The 18882-nt window shown below is 39.7% G+C and carries 15 protein-coding genes; 10 read left to right on the top strand and 5 right to left on the bottom strand.

Annotated elements, in window-relative coordinates:
* Positions 1-328 precede the first annotated feature (328 nt).
* A complete protein-coding gene (locus N693_RS0116260; RefSeq protein ID WP_025785888.1) occupies positions 329-1708 on the bottom strand; it encodes a sigma-54-dependent Fis family transcriptional regulator in 1380 nt (459 codons plus the stop codon).
* Positions 1709-1904: 196 nt separating this feature from the next.
* Here N693_RS0116260 and N693_RS0116255 point away from each other — a divergent pair, with 196 nt between their 5' ends.
* The 3 genes from N693_RS0116255 to brnQ all read left to right on the top strand — a co-directional run bounded on the left by N693_RS0116255 (position 1905) and on the right by brnQ (position 5348).
* Entirely contained in the window at positions 1905-2888 is a 984-nt protein-coding gene (locus tag N693_RS0116255) for a proline racemase family protein (protein WP_025785887.1), read from the top strand.
* 66 nt (positions 2889-2954) lie between these two features.
* Positions 2955-3938: a proline dehydrogenase family protein gene (locus tag N693_RS0116250; RefSeq protein WP_025785886.1), complete on the top strand. Its 984-nt coding sequence runs from the start codon at positions 2955-2957 to the stop codon at positions 3936-3938.
* 57 nt (positions 3939-3995) lie between these two features.
* On the top strand, positions 3996-5348 hold the full coding sequence (gene brnQ, locus N693_RS0116245; RefSeq protein WP_025785885.1) for a branched-chain amino acid transport system II carrier protein: 1353 nt from the start codon (positions 3996-3998) through the stop codon (positions 5346-5348).
* Between the two features lie 478 nt (positions 5349-5826).
* Here brnQ and N693_RS0116240 read toward each other — a convergent pair whose 3' ends face one another.
* Together N693_RS0116240 and N693_RS0116235 are read right to left on the bottom strand one after the other, a co-directional pair.
* Positions 5827-6519 (bottom strand): uracil-DNA glycosylase family protein, encoded by a 693-nt coding sequence (locus tag N693_RS0116240; protein ID WP_025785884.1) that lies wholly within the window; start codon positions 6517-6519, stop codon positions 5827-5829.
* A 274-nt stretch (positions 6520-6793) separates the two neighbouring features.
* Positions 6794-7009, bottom strand: coding sequence for a hypothetical protein (locus N693_RS0116235; protein WP_025785883.1), 216 nt, complete (start codon positions 7007-7009; stop codon positions 6794-6796).
* Between the two features lie 332 nt (positions 7010-7341).
* Here N693_RS0116235 and N693_RS20310 point away from each other — a divergent pair, with 332 nt between their 5' ends.
* The 7 genes from N693_RS20310 to N693_RS0116200 all read left to right on the top strand — a co-directional run bounded on the left by N693_RS20310 (position 7342) and on the right by N693_RS0116200 (position 14212).
* Positions 7342-7506 carry a hypothetical protein gene (locus tag N693_RS20310; RefSeq protein ID WP_156028950.1) on the top strand — a complete coding sequence of 55 codons (165 nt, stop codon included), beginning with the start codon at positions 7342-7344 and terminating at the stop codon, positions 7504-7506.
* A gap of 797 nt (positions 7507-8303) precedes the next feature.
* On the top strand, positions 8304-8951 hold the full coding sequence (locus N693_RS0116225; RefSeq protein ID WP_025785882.1) for an AroM family protein: 648 nt from the start codon (positions 8304-8306) through the stop codon (positions 8949-8951).
* Positions 8952-8972: 21 nt separating this feature from the next.
* Positions 8973-10211, top strand: coding sequence for a Zn-dependent hydrolase (locus tag N693_RS0116220; protein ID WP_025785881.1), 1239 nt, complete (start codon positions 8973-8975; stop codon positions 10209-10211).
* 128 nt (positions 10212-10339) lie between these two features.
* A complete protein-coding gene (locus tag N693_RS0116215; protein ID WP_025785880.1) occupies positions 10340-11071 on the top strand; it encodes an IclR family transcriptional regulator in 732 nt (243 codons plus the stop codon).
* Positions 11072-11084: 13 nt separating this feature from the next.
* Positions 11085-12449, top strand: a complete 1365-nt coding sequence (locus tag N693_RS0116210) for a dihydroorotase family protein (protein ID WP_025785879.1) — start codon at positions 11085-11087, stop codon at positions 12447-12449.
* A 96-nt stretch (positions 12450-12545) separates the two neighbouring features.
* Complete coding sequence (locus N693_RS0116205; RefSeq protein ID WP_025785878.1) at positions 12546-12746, top strand: DUF3311 domain-containing protein; 201 nt, start codon at positions 12546-12548, stop codon at positions 12744-12746.
* Positions 12743-14212 carry a sodium:solute symporter gene (locus tag N693_RS0116200; RefSeq protein WP_025785877.1) on the top strand — a complete coding sequence of 490 codons (1470 nt, stop codon included), beginning with the start codon at positions 12743-12745 and terminating at the stop codon, positions 14210-14212. Before N693_RS0116205 ends, N693_RS0116200 begins: the two co-directional genes overlap by 4 nt.
* Positions 14213-14940: 728 nt before the next feature.
* Here the strand turns inward: N693_RS0116200 and N693_RS0116195 are convergent.
* Together N693_RS0116195 and N693_RS0116190 are read right to left on the bottom strand one after the other, a co-directional pair.
* Positions 14941-16155, bottom strand: coding sequence for an amidohydrolase (locus N693_RS0116195; protein WP_025785876.1), 1215 nt, complete (start codon positions 16153-16155; stop codon positions 14941-14943).
* A 79-nt stretch (positions 16156-16234) separates the two neighbouring features.
* Positions 16235-17776, bottom strand: coding sequence for a glutathione ABC transporter substrate-binding protein (locus tag N693_RS0116190; protein ID WP_037593588.1), 1542 nt, complete (start codon positions 17774-17776; stop codon positions 16235-16237).
* Positions 17777-18882 lie beyond the last annotated feature (1106 nt).

Raw genomic sequence — 18882 nt, 5'->3', positions numbered from 1 at the left:
TACCTAGAAATTTTAGTTTCATACATGTGAATCTACTATAACAGCGACAATTCAACTCTTCGTAATCTCCAAACTAACATTTTAGTTTTATATTTGCTTTTTCTTTATACATGGAACTCGCTTTCAAAAGGAGGGAGTTCCGTGAGGCGAACAAAGGAATACATCCATTAAGGGATAACGACTCGATTTTTTTAAGTAAGTCAATCTTATAGCTTCCAAAAGACCGACCCTGAACTAACGAAAAAAATAGAGCGAATGGATATTTGTGTAATGCATAAGCAGCGCTTTTTCGAATACTCGTTCGCCCAAATTGTGTGGTACACAGTGCTCACTCGATATTGTATTGTTTAATTTTATTATAAAGGCTTACTCTCGAGATACCCAATTTTTTTGCCGCAGCACTTTTATTCCCGAAAGTTTCCAGTAGTGTTTCTTTAATTCTATCGCACTCTAGTAAGGCTTTCTCCTGTGCCAAGCCCTCTTTATTTATTGCATTATTCATGGTAACAGGAATAATATTTATTAAATCCTCTGCATGTATAGTAGGTTTATCAGTAAAAATTATCATTCTTTCTACAATATTACGCAGTTCTCTAATATTACCTGGCCATTGATAATTTATAAACGTATCCATTGCACTATTCAACAGACTAGGACGCTGTTTATTGTATTTCGTAGAAAACTCATGAACTAAGCTAGCTACTAAATCCGGAATATCTTCAAGCCTTTCCCGAAGCGGAGGTACGTTCAAAGATACGACATTCAACCGATAAAACAGGTCCTCTCGAAATAATCCTTTTTTAACCATGCTTTCCATGTCGCTATTGGTTGCTGCTACAATTCTAATGTCAACTTTTCTTGAAGTCACTCCTCCTATACGTGATACCTCCCTCTCTTGCAAGACCCTTAATAACTTCACCTGCATATCCAAAGGTAACATCCCGACCTCATCCAGGAATAATGTGCCACCGTCTGCCATTTCCACTTTTCCAGCTTTACCGTCCTTGTTAGCACCTGTAAAAGCACCTTTTTCATATCCAAAAAATTCGCTTTCAAATAGAGCTTCTGGAATAGCCCCACAGTTAATGGGGATAAACGGTTCCTCTTTTCTAAGGCTAGCTTCATGCAGACCTTTCGCAAATAGTTCTTTACCTACTCCACTTTCCCCTTGTATTAGTAAGGTCGCATCCGTTTTAGCTACTTTATGTGTTAGCTCTTTTGCAGTTTGTATAGCGGCACCCTTTCCAATAATCCCAGATAACGGTCCCATCTGTTCTTGCAGGTTATATTGCTGTTTGATTTTTTGCAATTCATTCGTTGTTAAGGCTAGCTTGTCATTTAGTTTTACAATACTTGTTATATCTTGATCGATTGAAATTGCTCCAATTAAATTTCCTTGGTCATCAAAAATTGGAGATGAACTGATTAATACGTGTTTATCCGGTCGTGGTAGATGATAGACATTACTAACCTTTTCTTTTGTTTCGAGAATCTCTAAAATTTTTAAGTCTTCTTTTTTAAAGAAGTTGATAATTTTTTTATTTCTAATGGTAGTAAACGGAATATCATAAATTTGTTCTGCTTGAGAGTTCCAATACTCTACTTCCCCTAGTGTGTTAATAATTATTATTGCATCTGAACTCGTTTCAATTAATGTATTTAAGTAATGAAATAAATGCTTACTTGGAGTTTTAACTATTTTACTCACCCTTTTTCAATAATAATGATTGCGCATCATAGTTGTATTTACACAATTGTAAACATACTGTACACTTTTCATTTTACGGAGTACGAAAAAAAATTGCAATACAAGCATTAGACACATTTCGACAAGTTGGCACGCATCTTGCAAATAGAGACTATTGAAGTAACGAATTCATCTATTTGGGAGGTATTGGAATCTAGTGGTCATACTAAAAAATTATATCGAAACGATTGATGCCCATACGATGGGCGAAGCAGCTAGAATTGTAATGGAAGGGATTCCAGAAATCGTTGGAGATACTATGATGCAAAAGAAAATTTATATGCAATCTGAAATGGATTCTATAAGAAAATTACTGATGCATGAGCCAAGAGGGCATTTAAATATGTTTGGAGCAATTTTAACTGATCCTTGCAATGAAGAATGCGATTTGGGAGTTATGTTTATGGATAGTGGCGGTTATCTGAACATGTGTGGTCATGGAACAATTGCATCAGTGACTGTAGCCATCAATAATGGCTTGATAGCAAAAAAAGAAAAAGTATTACTGGATACCCCTTCAGGAATTGTCGAATGCCATATTGCTTACGAAAATGATCGGGTTAAGGAGGTTTCTTTCATTAACGTTCCTGCATTTGTTTTGAAAAAGAATGTAAGCGTTTCAATAGAAGGAATTGGTACTATCTCTATGGACATCGCATTTGGTGGAAGCTTTTTTGCCATCGTCGATGCGAAACAATTCAATTTCGAACTAATCATTGAGGAACAGGATAAGATAGCCGCACTTGGAATGGAAATCCGAAAAGCCGCTAATGAGCAATTAAACATAATGCACCCGGGAATCCCGGAAATAAACACAATTGACCTTGTTGAATTCACCATGGAAGTGAAAAAAAATCATTTCCGAAACACAGTTGTTTTTGGTGATGGACAAGTAGATAGATCACCTTGTGGGACAGGTACCTGTGCTAAACTTGCCACTTTAAATCTCAATAAAAATGAACCAATCATCCAAGAGAGTATTATTGGTTCAAAATTTAAAGGAGAAATCGTCGGTTATACCACTGTAAACGGTATTGATGCGATTATTCCCAAAATCACAGGTTCTGCTTGGATAACGGGTATCCATAAGTTTTCAATTGATGCAACAGATCCCTATAGAGAAGGTTTTTTATTGAAATAAAGAAGTTGTAGTAGCACTTCTTGAGTAAAAAAATGAGTGTACACTAAGTTATTGGAGGAATGGAAAATGGGCTTTACAAGAGACTTTTTTATTATGCTTTCACAAAATAAGGTGTTAAATAGTGGTGCAAAACGTTGGGGATTAAAACTAGGTGCCCAAACAGTTGTAGCAGGTACAACTATTCCAGAAATGGTTAAAAGTGTTCATCAATTAAACCAAAAAGGTATATCCGTTACTATTGATAACCTAGGTGAATTTGTCTTTGAAAAACAGGAAGCCATTGACGCGAAAATACAGATTCTTGAGGTTATAGAAGCGATACATGAATATAACTTGGATGCACATATTTCACTGAAACCAACACAACTTGGATTGGATATTGGATATGACTTTTGTTTGAATAACCTTAGAGAAATCGTTGCCAAAGCGAATGGATATAATATATTTATCAATTTTGACATGGAAGATTACAGTCATTTGCAGCCTTCATTCAATTTGCTCGATGAACTTTCAAAAGACTATTCGAATATTGGAACTGTCATTCAAGCCTATTTCTATCAAGCGGAAGCAGACATTGAAAAGTACAAGGACTACCGTTTACGTATTGTAAAAGGAGCTTACAAGGAGCCTGTGAACTTAGCTTTTCAAGACAAAAAAGAAATCGATCAGAACTATATCAAGCTGATTGAGTACCACTTGCTAAATGGTAAATTCACATCTATTGCAACACACGATCATCATGTCATTAATCATGTTAAAAAGTTTGTAGAAGAACATAAGATTCCAAAAGATAAATTTGAATTCCAGATGCTCTATGGATTTAGAAAAGAATTGCAGCTCGAACTTGCGGGTGAGGGGTATAATTTCTGTACATATGTCCCATTCGGCATTGATTGGTACGGCTATTTCATGCGTCGATTAGCAGAACGTCCTCAAAACCTTAATCTTGTCGCTAAACAAGTATTCAATAAAAAAACTAATACATTAATTGGAATTGGAACAACAGCATTTCTACTGGGGAGAATAAGCAAGAAGAACATTAATAAGTAAACCGTACAAAGGGATATGCGATGCATGCTTACATTTACAACTTAAGGGGGAACAAGGATGGAGACAAACGTACCATTTTCAAAAATAATCATCATCGGTTTTATGCTTTTTGCTATGTTCTTAGGGGCAGGTAATGTCATATTCGCCCCAATGCTTGGTCAAGAGGCTGGAACAAACACTTGGATTGCCATGAGCGGCTTCTTAATAACAGGAGTTGGACTAGTCTTTCTTGCAATTATCGCGTTAACACGCGGAGGAGGGACAGTAGAAAAACTTGCTGGAAGGGTACATCCTCTATTCGCAACTGTATTTTCCGTCCTACTCTTTTTGACGCTTGGACCTATTTATGTGATACCCCGAACAACATCTGTTGTTTTTGAAATTGGTATAAATCCATTAGTCCAAACAGAATCGAGTAAAGGTGTCTATTTATTTATTTTCTCTTTGCTATTCATTATACTTACCATCATTCTCTCGTGGAATACGACAAAATTTGTAGACCGATTAGGTAAAGTAATAACGCCTATATTTATCGTATTATTAGTAGTTTTAGTTGCCAAGTCCATTTTAACACCTATGGGAGTCTTTGGAGAGCCTAATGGTGAATATATTACAGCTCCTTTCTTAAAAGGATTTACACAAGGATATTATACAATGGATGTTCTTGCAGCTTTTGTATTTGGTGGTATATTCATTAAGTCCATCAGCTCACTGGGCATTAAATCTGAAAAGGCGATCTCCAAGGTATTTATCAAAGCTGGCCTAATTACAGTAGTCGGGTTGGTTGCATTACAAGTTTCCATGGCTTGGATAGGTGCTTCTAGCATAAATTTAATTGGATATAAAGAAAACGGCGGAGAAGTGTTGGCTCAAAGCGCCATAGCCTTATTTGGACAAATTGGAATTTATATCATCGGGGTCGTCATTCTATTAACTGGTATTACAACAAATGTTGCTTGTTTAGCTGCCGTTTCAGAGTATTTCGAAAGAATCATTCCATCTATCAGTTATAAGAAATGGTTAATTGTCTTTGCTCTTTTAGGTCTAGTCATTACAAACTTTGGACTTACTACTATTTTGACACTAGCATCTCCAATTTTGCTTTTACTATATCCTTTAGCAATTTCTTTAATCGTATTGATATTTACAAATAACTTGTTTGATGGCCATCAATCGGTTTATGTTGGTACAGTAATTGGTGCTGGATTTGTCGCAATTCTAGATGCTTTAAAGGATGCGAACATCGCAACAGAAACAATTAACAGTGTTTTCAATTTCATACCGTTATTTGAAAATGGTGCTGGATGGATTATCACAGGTACCCTAGGATTTTTTATAGGTTTAATAATTGCGAAAACAAGGAAAGAACCCACCTCAATAATCAATATCGCAGGAGAAGAAGTCGGTTGATCTTCTCATCTTCATTGGTTAGGTGATGTGCAAGCCTTCTCTCAGAAAAATTGTCGTATACTTTTGAGTAATTCATTTTTTAAAAGGTACGTACGTATGTATGAATACCACATGGATGTTTAAACAAATCCCATAATTCGTGCACAAATACCTTATTTATATCCAAAACAAATACCCTGCCATTCGACAGCTTTAGTCCAATGGCAGGGTTACTCTATCTCATAAAATAAGCGTTATATAGTGCCTACTTGAAAATAAGCTGAAAGTTTCTTGCGTAAGTACTTTTCACTAACTTAGTCATCCTGTGCTAGATGAATGTTACGTACTAAGGGAGTCTAATAAATCATATTTTAGAGCCCACCTAACATTCTAGGTGGGCTCTATTAGACTCTTACTTATAAACATATACCAACATGCACAGTGTTGCGTCTGAACTGTAGGATATAATATGTATACGATTTTATTAGAGAGTAATTCATCATTCAATGCGGTAAATTTCTTTGCGTTGCAGTCCTGTATGCTGTTCAATGCACTTGTGATACCTCATCCGAGATTTCTTCAAATTCGTAGGAAACGAACCATGAAGAGGATGAGGAAGACGATCTGCAATCGGGTAGTCCAGTTGGCCGTCTTTTACCATTTGACGGAGAGTTCTTCCCACTTCTTCACTGAGAGGGACAATGAAAGAAGGCTGTACAATTTTCATCTCTTCCACAAAAGACTCGATAAAATGATGACGAACGTGACGAGGTAGAATATAATAATTCAAGTTCTTGCCGTCACGCATGAAACCATACCAGGAAAGATTGGTTACATATACAGAGTCCTGAAACTCACCGGCTCCATATTCCTCAATGATGGACAGCATGAATTGGGCACTTCTCTCCTTCTCCTGTCGGTCATGTCCGGGTAGCAGTCGACTAATACCGTGGAAGTCGATGAAAGGCACTCCCGTTTTCCCTGCCCCATATTTACCCGGGTTAATACCACAAAAGACGATACGTCGTCCCGGCTTGGAGTAATACTTTGTGTAATATGAGCGGACAAGTTCCGCCTGTTCTGTAAACCCAGGCAATATAGAAATGCGCTCTCGTTCCAACTCCCGCAGTACATCCCCTTCTTCAACTAGGTGGTCCATAAAAGATAGATGCAAATCGATAATCTTGTCCATTGGTCACCCCTCCTTCTTCACAAACCAAAATCACATCTTTTAATCACTTTTCTTTATCATCTGATTTCTCACGCCATATTCTCTATTTCTTAATATTACCAGATGCCACTCTCAAATGACATGATATTTATACTATTCTATATTGTTCACTTTTGTCAGGGTGTGTTGTTAAAATGATTACTGAAAGCGCGGATCTGTCACTCACATACTTAGATAAATTTCTTTCAAGTTTGTTGTGTATGATAATACATTCAGAGTCCTCTTGCCAGTAATGTTAGAGGACTTTCCAAGTCAACTCATTAATGCCGCATAAGACAATACGCTGTCCAGGCTTGAAATAAAATATCTGAGAATACGATTGGACAAGCTCTGACTGATCCGTGAACCCAGACAAGATAGAAATGCCCACTCGTTCAAGTACGTGCAACACGATTCCCTCTTCTACCAGCTGCTCCATAAAGGAAAGATGTAAATCGATAATCTTATCCATTGGCCAACCTCCTGTTTTGTATTTAGAATCTCACTTCATTTCTCATATTAAAGCACGTACCGACACGCAAATTGATGTAACCATTCCATAGCGAGTGCAAAGTTTTACGAATAACGAAAAAATGGCATGGTCCCGGTTGAAAAGCTTAATGATTTAATGGTCAATGCAAAAAAAGAAGAGTACTGTGACACGCTTGACGAATATGATCCTATATTTTAGGAGTCGAAACTGTACTTTCACCAAACAAGGACTCCTTTCTACAATTTCCTGTACACATCGGGTACTTGTTCAGCCTTGGAATCTACGCACATCCACGAGAATGTGGGAGCGATTTGGAGGACGATTGTATCGCCCTCTTACAAGAATTAGGCCGTATGACTGTGGAAGATTTGGCTCTAAAGCACTTGGACGCCTGCCTGACAAAGCCGGACTTCCCGGAAAAAGCAATCCAATTATGCGTGAATGTTGTGGATGAATTCATGCAACTGACAAAGTAACTAAACAATGCCACCATAAGACCCTGAGTAATGCACAACTCGAACAATGCTATGTATTCCACTCGAGTTGTGTGACGCAGAGCAATATAATCATTTTAGGCATCAACTCTTCTCTGCTATCTGCTTTTGGCTTCAACGTTCAACAGCCAAATCTTTTACTCAAAAAGTCTGACAACATGTTGTATAGTTGGCAGACTTTTATTTGAAATGTCTATAAAGTTATCTGAACCCTACCTGAATTACATAGTACACAGGCAAGATTTTTCATGAAAAGTTATTTTCATCTATACTCTTCCAGCTACCAAAGGGTGATTCGTATTTATGTATAAATTCATCTTTTGATATCCTAGCAAACACACTGCAATGTCTTATGTTACGGAATACATTATTCATTTATCAAATAATCTGGATAACGTCTTAATCTTGCAGTTTACGACTTATCAATGTAGGAAAAGTAAATGCCTTCCAACGTATTGTATGGATGACAAACGGATATTAGGTAAGACTCTTCAACTTTATGACTAGTGTTCCTATTACGAGGTGCATTGGCAGCCATTTCAATTAATTATACAGGTATGCTTACTAAAATTTCTTTAATATTTGAGAATTCAATAATAAAAAGAAATAATAAAACACCCTTTAGATAGCGCTTTCAAAATGAAAAATAGTTAGAAAAAACGATTAACATAATTTTCTTTATCAAATGTTGATAATGTGAAATTGACATTTGATAATTTTTTTAGATAATATGAAGCAGAAATTAGAGATTCAAAGACTTTCCGAATAGGAGGAATGCAATGATCACTTTACTGACGATTGGGCAAACTCCAAGACCCGACTTACTGGCACCTTTTGTTTCGAAGAATATTTCTCATGTTCGTTTGGTTGGCGCGCTGGATGATATTACACCAGAAGCGATTCATCAGTTGCCGATTTCCGATAAAGAAGAGAAACTATACGCAGTTTTGAATGACGGTTCTGCTACTGTCGGTCATCAATTTATCGAGCAGCGGTTACAAAAACTTGTACATCAATTTGAACCTACGTCCGAAGCCATTGCGATTTTGTGTATGAGTGAGTTTTCTCATCTATCCAGTGAGGTTCCCTTGCTTTTTCCTTTCGAGGAATTGAAGGTGCAGAGTTCAGTGATCCGCTCAAACAATCGAACTGCAATTTTTGTTCCTATCCCTGAACAGCTCATTACAGCCCCTGCTAAATGGGATTGTGTCGAAGGTGACAAACATTTTTTTGCAGTTGGCCCTAAATCGGAATGCCACTATTCACAAATAATGGCTCAGGTCAGAAAGTATGCGCCTGAATTCGTGATTTTAGACTGCTACGGTTATGGCACGGAATTACCTGACACCATTGAAAATGCCTATCCCTGTAGATGTTTTGGTGCCCAGAATGCATTACTTGATAAAGTGATACAACTTTCCAACTAACTATAAAAGGAGAATGCCTAAGTGAAAATCAATTCAAGCAGGTTGTGGGATATGGTCCATGAATTAGCTGGATTCACAATACCAGGAAAACCTTGGACAAGACGTTCTTTTTCTCCTATCTATAACGAGGGCAGACAGTGGCTGATGAAAGAGATGAAAGCGTGTGGATTGGAAGTCAAGATGGACGCAGCAGCTAATGTTATAGGACGCCTAGAAGGTAAAAATCCAGCATTACCACCTATAATCATCGGCTCCCACACGGACACGGTTACAGACGGGGGAAGATTTGATGGGATTGCAGGTGTGCTGGCAGGTTTGGAAGTTGCCCGTACGCTGCATGATCATTCCTTTCAATTGGATCGCCCGCTTGAAATCGTCGACTTCACTGCAGAAGAACCTTCAGAATATGGGCTGTCCACAGTAGGAAGCAGGGCTTGGAGCGGTAATTTGTCTGAAGAGATGCTTACTTATACCAATACAGAAGGCCAAACATTAGGTGAAGCTATTGCATTCGCTGGAGGAAAACCAGATGAGATTGCTGCTTGTTTAAAAAAACAGCGCGATATCTATTTATATCTTGAACTCCATATTGAACAAGGACCAGTTCTTTTACACGAACAAGCCGATTTAGGAATTGTGACAGGTATTGTGGGTATCCAACGTTATAAAATAATAGTAGATGGCAAGCCCAATCACGCCGGTACGACACCTATGCATTTACGGAATGATGCACTGGCTGCTGCTTCACAAATGATTCTTGCACTGGAAGAAGTAGCTAGTAGAACATACGAAGAGTCAGTCGTTGGCACGGCAGGTGTCATTGCTAATTATCCAAATGGCTCCAACGTAGTACCAGGAAAAGTAGAATTCCTTTTGGAGATCAGAAGCACGTCCGAAAAGGCAATTGATGAAGTCAGTGAGTCATTTATCAAAAAAGCTCAAAATATCGCCAGTCAGCGGGCTGTCCACGTTGCACATGAAGATATTTCTCGCTCTCAAGCGATTACGATAGACAAGGACATCCAGTCCCTTCTTCACAAGGCAGGCAGTAAGGTGACTGACAGGCTCTTAGAATTGCCTAGCGGTGCGGGTCATGATGCGAATCAGATGTCCCTTCTGGCACCTGTCGGTATGCTGTTCATCCCCTGCAAAGACGGAAGAAGCCATTGTCCAGAAGAATGGGCTGACCAACAAGATCTGGCAAAGGGCGCCCAGACTTTGCTGAACACTGTATTAGAGGTCGGCAAGCCGTCCAAATAAGTCGCACCTTTTAATCGCCGATATTTCTGAAAGCAATTACGTCCAATAAATAATTGTAAATGAGTAGTCAATTCTCTATATTATCAAATATAGAGAATTGATAACTACTAATCAGAAAAGGTGATTATATGAGCGCTGAAAAAACATTGGAAATACTGGAACAATTCGATTTTGAAAATCGGGCATATACCGTACCTGAGCTAGCTGAAAGACTTCAGCAGCCACAAAGCTCCGTCTATCGGCATATGCGTCTACTTAAGGAAAAAGGATATATCGTTGAATATTCTCCTGGTGTGTACTGCCTTGGCTATATTTTTCTGAAGCTCGCGAAGATTATCAAAATGGATACCGACCTTCCAGTTATCTCTCAGGAAGCGATGCGGGAACTGACCAAAGTGACCGGTGAAACCTCCATTTTACTAGTACCTTCCAATATGCAAGCAGTCTGCCTGTCTTCCGTACCATCCGGCCATCCGGTAAAAGTGTCGTCTGAACAGGGTAATATTGTACCTCTATATGGTGGAGCTTCCTCCAAGGCTTTACTTGCCTTCATGGGAGATAGCACAGTAGATGAACTGTACGAACGTGTTCCTATCGAGGCTCACACTGACAATACGATTATCCAGGCAAAGAAGATGAAGGAACATTTAGAAGCAATACGGCAAGTGGGCTTTGCATATTCAGACAGTGAAATCGATGAAGGTGTAGTATCCATTGGCCTTCCTATTTTCGATAGTGATGACAAATTATTGGGCTCCTTAAGTGTTGCTGGCCCACGAGACCGAATGACTAAGAAACCGGCAGAGGAGTTTGTAGCCGAAATCAGAAAAGCTGTGACAAAAATCGAAGTACAGCTATAGAGGAGTGTTTAAATTGAATCAAAAATTAGACCGCATCATTCAAGGACACCTAGTATTGCCAAACCGAACCATACAAGGGGAAGTTGGCATCAAAAACGGTAAAATAGTCGCTATCCACGAAGGATCAGGGAAACTGACAGCAGACAACGTCCAGGACTTCGGTCAAGCATATGTATTCCCAGGAATAATTGACGTGCATGTGCACTGCTTCAGCAACCCGGCAGAAGGCTTTGTCACAACAAGCTCATCTGCTGCAGCCGGCGGAATAACAACCTTTATGGACATGCCTTATGACTTGCCGAATCCAATCAATAATGTCGATATCTTTAAAAAGAAAGTGGAACAGCTGGAAAAGGAAGCGGTCGTGGATATTTGTCTCTGGGGAACGATTTCCAAAACGAATGGAACGGACCAAGTAATCCCGATGGCGGAAGCAGGCGCCATCGCATTCAAAATGTCTACATTCGAAACAGACGAATACCGTTTCCCCCGGATTCCTGATCCAGAAATCCTAAGGGCTATGGAACTCATTGAACAAACCGGATTACGTGCCGCTTTCCACTCGGAAAATGATGAGATTATTGTGGATATGATTGACACTTATCAAAATGAAGGAAAAGTATATCCAAAGGCTCATAACGAAACCCGTCCCCCACTAACGGAAACCAGTGCAGTCCTAAAATTGATGGAATTTGCATATTGGACGAATGTAAAGCTTCATATCGTTCATGTCAGCCATCCGCGCACAATCGATTTGATTCAAAACTTTAAACAACAGGGGGTAAATGTTACTTGTGAAACTTGCTATCCTTATCTACTGTTGGATGTAGACGATTTGGACAAGTTGGGACCGATAGCGAAAAACAATCCTCCTCTCCGTGAAAAAGAAGAAGTGGCCGGGCTATGGAATCACCTGGAGGATGGAAATATCAACCTGATTTCTTCCGACCATGCCCCTTGGGGATCTGAACATAAAGCAAAAGGCAACGACAATATCTTCCTCGCGTCTTCTGGCCTGCCCGGTGTTGAAGTCATGACACCACTGATGTTTAATAGCACAGTGGCGGAAGGACGTTTGACAGCAAATCAATTTGCCGATTTAATGTCTACCCATCCAGCAGAAGTCTTTTCTATTCCCGGTAAAGGTAAAATTAGCGAAGGCTACGATGCTGACTTTACAGTTATCGATCCTGCGCAAACAACAATTGTTGACCAGGAAAGCTTCCGCTCACATTCAAAGCTGACTCCGTTTAATGGGCAGAAATTGAGCGGAAAAGTCATTTCAACGATTGTACGCGGTGAAGAGGTATATGATGGCGAGAACGTAAAAAAAGAGCCGGGTTACGGAAAATTCGTACCAGGTTCGGCAGCAAAATAAAAAATATAATAGAAAAGAGCTCCTAAAAGAGCTTCTTTTCTTTCTCCTCAGAAGAAAGCGTTTGCATTACTACAATTAGAAAGGTCAGGTGATTTGATGAAGCCCTATTATCTGCTGGCTGTTCTCCCTTTTATAGCAATATTAGGAGGCGCCGCTTTTGTCAACAAGGTAGAACCTTACGTTTTAGGTCTCCCCTTCTTCTTATTCTGGATAATCCTTTGGTCAGTTCTCTGTTCCATCATTATGTTTACAATCTATCAATTAGATCCTTTAAATAAAGGGAGTGAAGAAGATTGAATATCGCATTGCTTATAATAATTGTATTCCTGGTATTAAGTATTACACTCGGACTGCTTGCGAAACGCGGGAAAGATATGAGCATGGAGCAGTGGGCTATCGGGGGCAGGGGTTTTGGCGGAATCTTCATTTTCTTACTCCTTGCAGGTGAGACCTATTCCGTGTTTACTCTACTCGGAACAAGTGGATTAGCATTTAACAACGGCGCAGCTGCTTTTTATTTACTGGCCTTTACGGCATTGGGCACTATTACCTCCTACTGGATTTTGCCTCCTATTTGGAAATACGCGAAAGAGAAAAATATTGTGTCCCAGTCCCAGTTTTTCTCTGTAAAATACAACAGTAAAGGACTCGGTGTATTTGTAGCCATAATCGGCGTAGTCGCATTGATTCCATACATTACGATTTTGTTCAAATCCATGGGAATCTTAGTCGCAACGACTTCTTACGGGGCCATCTCGCCAACGGTTGCCATTTGGATTGGTATGTTTGCATTACTAGCATACGTAATGGCGTCCGGCATTCACGGTTCTGCCTGGACATCTATCGTAAAAGATATCTTAATATTCTTTGTCATTCTATTTTTAGGTATTTATTTACCAATCCATTATCATGGAAGTTTTCATGGTCTGTTTCAAGCAGTCAAGGAGGTAAAACCGGAAGCGCTCACACTCCCTTCCAAAGGCATGAGTGTCTCCTGGTTTGTCTCAACGGTTGCTATCAGTGCGTTTGCTTATTTCATGTGGCCACATAACGCACCAACCATCTATGCTTCCAAAAGTGCAAAATCCTTTCGGTTGAACGCCGTTCTTCTGCCGCTTTATGCAATAATGGTATTATTCATTTACTTTGTCGGTTTCACAGCAATTGTAGAACTGCCAGGGCTTAAGAACGGAGATTTCGCCTTGTTGGAATTGTCCATGAAAACATTCAATCCTTGGTTTGTTGGCATTATCGGAGCAACAGGTTTGCTGGCCACCCTCGTACCCGGTTCTATGATGCTCATGGCAGCAGCGACCATGATTACCACTAATGTCATCGAACCGCTGAAACCAACGATTTCCGAAAAAAGTAAATCCCTGTCTGCAAAAGGCTTTGTCGTACTGCTATCCTTAGTATGCGCATTCTTTTCAATGAGCGGCAGTGAAACACTGGCCACTTTGTATTTGACATCTTTCAGTCTCATTACACAGATGGCACCTTCTTTATACTTAAGTCTGAGGAAAACGAATACTGTTAACAAATTCGGAGCTGGCATCGGGATGTTTACAGGCGTAGCCATTGTCATATATGTCACTTTCTCCAAAACAACAATGGCGCAATTATTCCCCAGCCTTCCGAGTGTCATACAAGACTTAAACATTGGAATTATCGCACTGTTTACGAACATTATCTTGATGTTTGTCATCAGTCTGGCTACAAGAAAATCACATTCTTTTCAAACAAACACTGCACCAACTGAATAACAATTGCAATATTAGCTAAAAGCATTTGATGGGCATTCTATCTTATCCGATGATAGAATGCCTTAAATTTCTTCTGTTTTCATTTTGAACTTATGTGAGTGAATTTCATTATTCTCAGCCCTTATACACTAAAGATTTAGAGACGTAAAAAGAAGTACCTCCCCAAGTCTAGTAGAATGGTAGTCAACTAAAAAACCAAAAAAGACTGGAGGTACTCCCTTTGCCCTTGATACGACGACAGAGCCTATTTGTCATCTAAGAATTATATAAGAGGGAATCTCCTCGACAATACGAAGGATTCATGAGTGCCATCGACTGGATGCAATCTTCTTCGCAAAAGCTATGCCTGTGCACGACACAATTCCAGAACATTTCTGAATAGTGACCGATTTGTGTGGTGCACAGGCAGCCTTTCTAGATTCGTGGTTTGGTTGTTGAAATAGAACGCAAAAACCCTCCCAACGTTGTATTTGAAGGCTTTGATATCGTTGCCGGGTTTTCCACATACTTCTCAAGAATAATATATATATCACAGAAATAGCCATCTAGCGTCGAACTTATCTAGATGACCACTTTATTGTAAATTGCAGTGCTTTCATACATGAAGTAAAAGTGTCTCCCAGCATGCTGTATAGCTAAAAGACTGCTTTTCAGAAAGGACTATTTAATTATCAGACTAGTATCTGAATTGCACGGTGCACAGGCAGGATTTTTTTCATTCAGTTTTTTTAACTAAGTTCCCCAGCTACAAGCGCTCCTTTGTGAAAAACAGCTGTTCGTTTTGCCCGCCTGGCTACTGCTTCTGCCGAACACTTTGCATCGACTAGAACAAAGTTAGCTAAGTCTCCTTGTACAGGCCATACTTGCTCTCCATTCAACGTAAGCGGTGTCACACCATTCGTGATAAAACGCAAGGATTGAGACAGGGAGAGCTCATCTGTCCAACGATTGATCTCTATTAGTCTACCCAGCCGCTCCAAAATGTCTCCATTCCCTGTCGGCCACCATGAATCGTAAATATTATCATTACCAAGTGCCACGTTTACTCCAACCTCATCCAACAGAGGAATTGGCGGAATGTTTCTGCCAATAGGCACACTGGAGATAACCGACACCCCAGCCTCTTTTAATCGTTCTGCCACGTCTCTTGCTTCTGCAGGTGTAACATCTCCTAATCCAAACGCATGGCTAACTGCAACTTTTCCTTGTAATCCAGCTTCCATAGTCAGGGCAGCTAAACGCTTCATGGTGAATGTTCCTAGATGACCCGGATCATGCAGATGTAAATCGATTCCGGCATTACCTTCCACTGCTATATCGATTAACTGAACGAGAGAGGATTCGATATTCAAGTCAACCGTTGCTGGGTCAACTGCTCCAACTAAACCAGCTCCATTGCGTACTGCTTCTCTCATTAGCTGAACTGTATTTCCATGGAGCAAACCATGCTGGGCAAAAGCTACAATCTCCGAATCCACTTTATGTTGGTAATCAGTCAATACGTTCTGCACACCTTTTAGGTTTGCCAGTCCAACTTCCGGATAGATATCTACATGGGTTCTTATCGAAGTTGATCCATGAGATAGCAGAACATCCAATAAGTTTTTCGCTCTTTCTTCGGTACCCGCATCCATTGACGAAAGAATATTCTTTTCAATTTCACTTCGCTCGATGACAGAATAAGCCGGTACACAGGCACGCCAAGGTTCCCCCATATACGTCTTATCAAGATGAACGTGCCGTTCTTTGAAAGAAGGTAAGACAAGCTGCCCCTTACCATCTATCGTTTTCTCATCTATGGGCAATTCATTTTCGAAGTTGATGATTTCAGCAATATGACCATCGGAAATCTTTAGGTGAAACGATTTAGTCTCTGTAGCCTTTACCTGTTCATTTTCTTTACTATAACCAGTTTCTAATAAGATGTTTTTCAGGATGTACATGTGAGTCCTCCTATGCTTTAGTTCTACTACCTAATAAGTATAGAAGAGATATCCTACTCGAATACCCCTTCTGTACATATCATTTTATGGAGACGTTATTGATTTCCAAATAGCCGGATGGACTAATTTCAAAACCGCTGACATCTTTAGAAATCGCTGCTACGTTTTCGATTATCCGAACCGGAATATAAACGGCATCCTCCGTTTCAATTTCCTGTGCTTTTGCATACATCTCAAGACGCTTTTCGGGATCCGATTCTTTGCGGGCGTCCTCGATTAATTCATCCACTTCCGAGTTGCCATAGAACGATGTATTGCCGCTTGCTCCTTTTGAACTTGAATGCATCAGGTTGTACTGATTATAGTCAGCATCACCCGTCACGTTTCTCCAGCTGGTAATGATCATTTCTGTATTACCTGAGTGCGTGGTCGCCACAAAAGTTCCATATTCCATCACTTCAATGTTTACTTTGATTCCGATTCCTTTTAATTGGGACTGGACCACTTCCGCTAAACCAATTCTCTCCTTATTATCCATTGTAGTCAGCTTAATTTCGAGACCGTCTGAATAGCCTGCTTCAGCAAGCAATCGTTTTGCTTCGGATAGATTGTATTCATAAATTTCCAATCCATCATGGTATCCAAAGACTTTAGTACCTAATAGTGAATTCGCTTCTCCGCCAACATTATTATAGACTCCCTTTCGGATCGCATCCATTTCAATGGCATGTGAAACTGCTTTCCTAACTCTCACATCGTCGAAGGGTTCTTTCTCAACGTTGAATGTAATATACTCTGTTCCAAATCCTTCACTTTGGTAAACTTCCGAGTTTTGAGAATTATTCACTGCATCCATTTGAGAAATCGACAATGGTTCTGCAATATGAGCTTCTCCCAATTCAACCATCGATGTCCGCGTTGACTCTTCCGGTACGACTTTGAATTCAACTCTACTCACTTTCGCTGCTGTTCCCCAATAGTCTTCATTTCGATTTAATACAATTGTTTGACCAGACGTCCACGATTCAAATTTAAATGGTCCCGTTCCACTTGGTTCCTGTATATCATCGCCGCCAAACTTCTCGATTGCTTTCGGATTAATAATTCCGCTTTCATGGCTTGCCAGAATAGAAAGCAGTGGAGAATATGGCCTGGACAATAGAAATTGAACCGTGTACTCATCGATAACTTTCACTTCTTCAACCATTGAAAATACACCTGCTTTTGGAGATCCCACCGCTGGATCCAATAAACGATCTAAGGTAGCTTTGACAGCATCAGCCGTAAAGTTGGTTCCATCATGGAATACAACATCTTGACGAAGCTTAAACTCCCACGTTGTGTCATCGAGCTGCTCCCAGCTTTCGGCTAGCAAAGGTTGAAGGTTCGCACTTTTATCACGTCCGACCAATCCCTCGTAAATATTTCCATGAGTGACACTGGCAGCATTAATGGTTGACATAAAATGATGATCTAAGCTTTCAGCATCTGAAAGTCTTGCGATAATTAACGTATCTTCTGAACTAACGCCTTTACCTTTCCCTTTCCCCTCTTCTGTCATTACGCTTTTCTCTCCGGTTGAGCAGCCAGCCAGAACCATAATAACCATCGCTAAAATCATTCCGTTTCTTAGCCTTCGAATCTTATTCAAATTAGTTACCCCCTCGAGTCGCGTTTTAGTTATTTAGATTATATCAAATATTCATACAATTATTTTTCGATATTTCAACTACATTTTACATAATCTTTACCTAAATCATTGGCGACAGACTCAATAAATGATAAAGATGGATGAAATGGTCTGTATACTTTCGATTTTTGATAGTCTCTTTGTATGCACTTTTCATTTTTTCAAAGTAGGATTGTCACTTTTATTAAAGTTCTTTTAAATCCGCACGTGGAATTATTCTGTCTTTCACAACAATTCCCCATTTATGACGGATAATTTAACAACTCTTCCGGAACCGTACCCGATCAGGGTTCCTTCGGCTCATCATGCTACTTGGGACTTGTGCACAACCCAACCCCAACTCACTTCTGAGTAGTGTTGTTCATCGGCTACAAGTGGATAAGAAGCCAGTGTGGACTTAACCATCCTCACTGGCTTCTTGGAATATCAATCGAAACATCTGGAAGACTACTATCTAGATAAGACCTTTTAATTGTCAGACTAGTTTATGTATCGCGCGGTGCACATGCAGCTATTTTTGGCTTTTTGATTATTATTTAGAATATCGATAGGGACAACTGGAATCCTACTATCTAGGTACGTAATCTGAATTGTGCATTAATAGCGTTGCCTGTGCACGACACAACTCCAGAACAATTCTGAATAGCGTTCTAGTTGTGCAAAGCACAGGCACGGCTTTTAAAAATATAAAAATATCCCCCCAGCCACGGTCTATTGCTGGGAGATTAATACTCGTTTTCTGTTCTTGAATTATCAGACTAATGTCTGTATTGTGTGGTGCACAGGCACGCGATTTTTTTATTTCTTTAGCCTATTTGATGCTCACTTTTACCTACCAATTACATAACAAGCAAAGGTTATCCATTTTTCTCGCCTAAATTGTTAGATTAGTGTATGAATCGTGTAGGGTCCGGGTACCTATTGTAATCACGAACAATTCCGAATAGTATTTAAATCGCATGGTGCAAGGCAGATTTTTTTTAATTGGATACAGTGATTTATTGATCATGTTATGCGCTCGGGATTTCAACCTTACT

Origin of the sequence: Sporosarcina sp. D27, from assembly GCF_000586555.1 — a bacterium.
In the GTDB taxonomy this organism is placed as follows: domain Bacteria; phylum Bacillota; class Bacilli; order Bacillales_A; family Planococcaceae; genus Sporosarcina.
Note: the sequence above shows the minus strand (reverse complement) of the source record. Positions and strands in the feature narration are given on the sequence as shown.

Excerpts from the sequence above, each read along its gene's own strand:
- N693_RS0116190 (WP_037593588.1), bottom strand. The coding sequence starts at position 17,776 with ATGATTTTAGCGATGGTTATTATGGTTCTGGCTGGCTGCTCAACCGGA.
- N693_RS0116235 (WP_025785883.1), bottom strand. The coding sequence starts at position 7,009 with ATGGATAAGATTATCGATTTACATCTTTCCTTTATGGAGCAGCTGGTA.
- N693_RS0116225 (WP_025785882.1), top strand. The coding sequence starts at position 8,304 with ATGATCACTTTACTGACGATTGGGCAAACTCCAAGACCCGACTTACTG.
- N693_RS0116195 (WP_025785876.1), bottom strand. The coding sequence starts at position 16,155 with ATGTACATCCTGAAAAACATCTTATTAGAAACTGGTTATAGTAAAGAA.
- N693_RS0116215 (WP_025785880.1), top strand. The coding sequence starts at position 10,340 with ATGAGCGCTGAAAAAACATTGGAAATACTGGAACAATTCGATTTTGAA.
- N693_RS0116205 (WP_025785878.1), top strand. The coding sequence starts at position 12,546 with ATGAAGCCCTATTATCTGCTGGCTGTTCTCCCTTTTATAGCAATATTA.
- N693_RS0116250 (WP_025785886.1), top strand. The coding sequence starts at position 2,955 with ATGGGCTTTACAAGAGACTTTTTTATTATGCTTTCACAAAATAAGGTG.
- brnQ (WP_025785885.1), top strand. The coding sequence starts at position 3,996 with ATGGAGACAAACGTACCATTTTCAAAAATAATCATCATCGGTTTTATG.
- N693_RS0116240 (WP_025785884.1), bottom strand. The coding sequence starts at position 6,519 with ATGGACAAGATTATCGATTTGCATCTATCTTTTATGGACCACCTAGTT.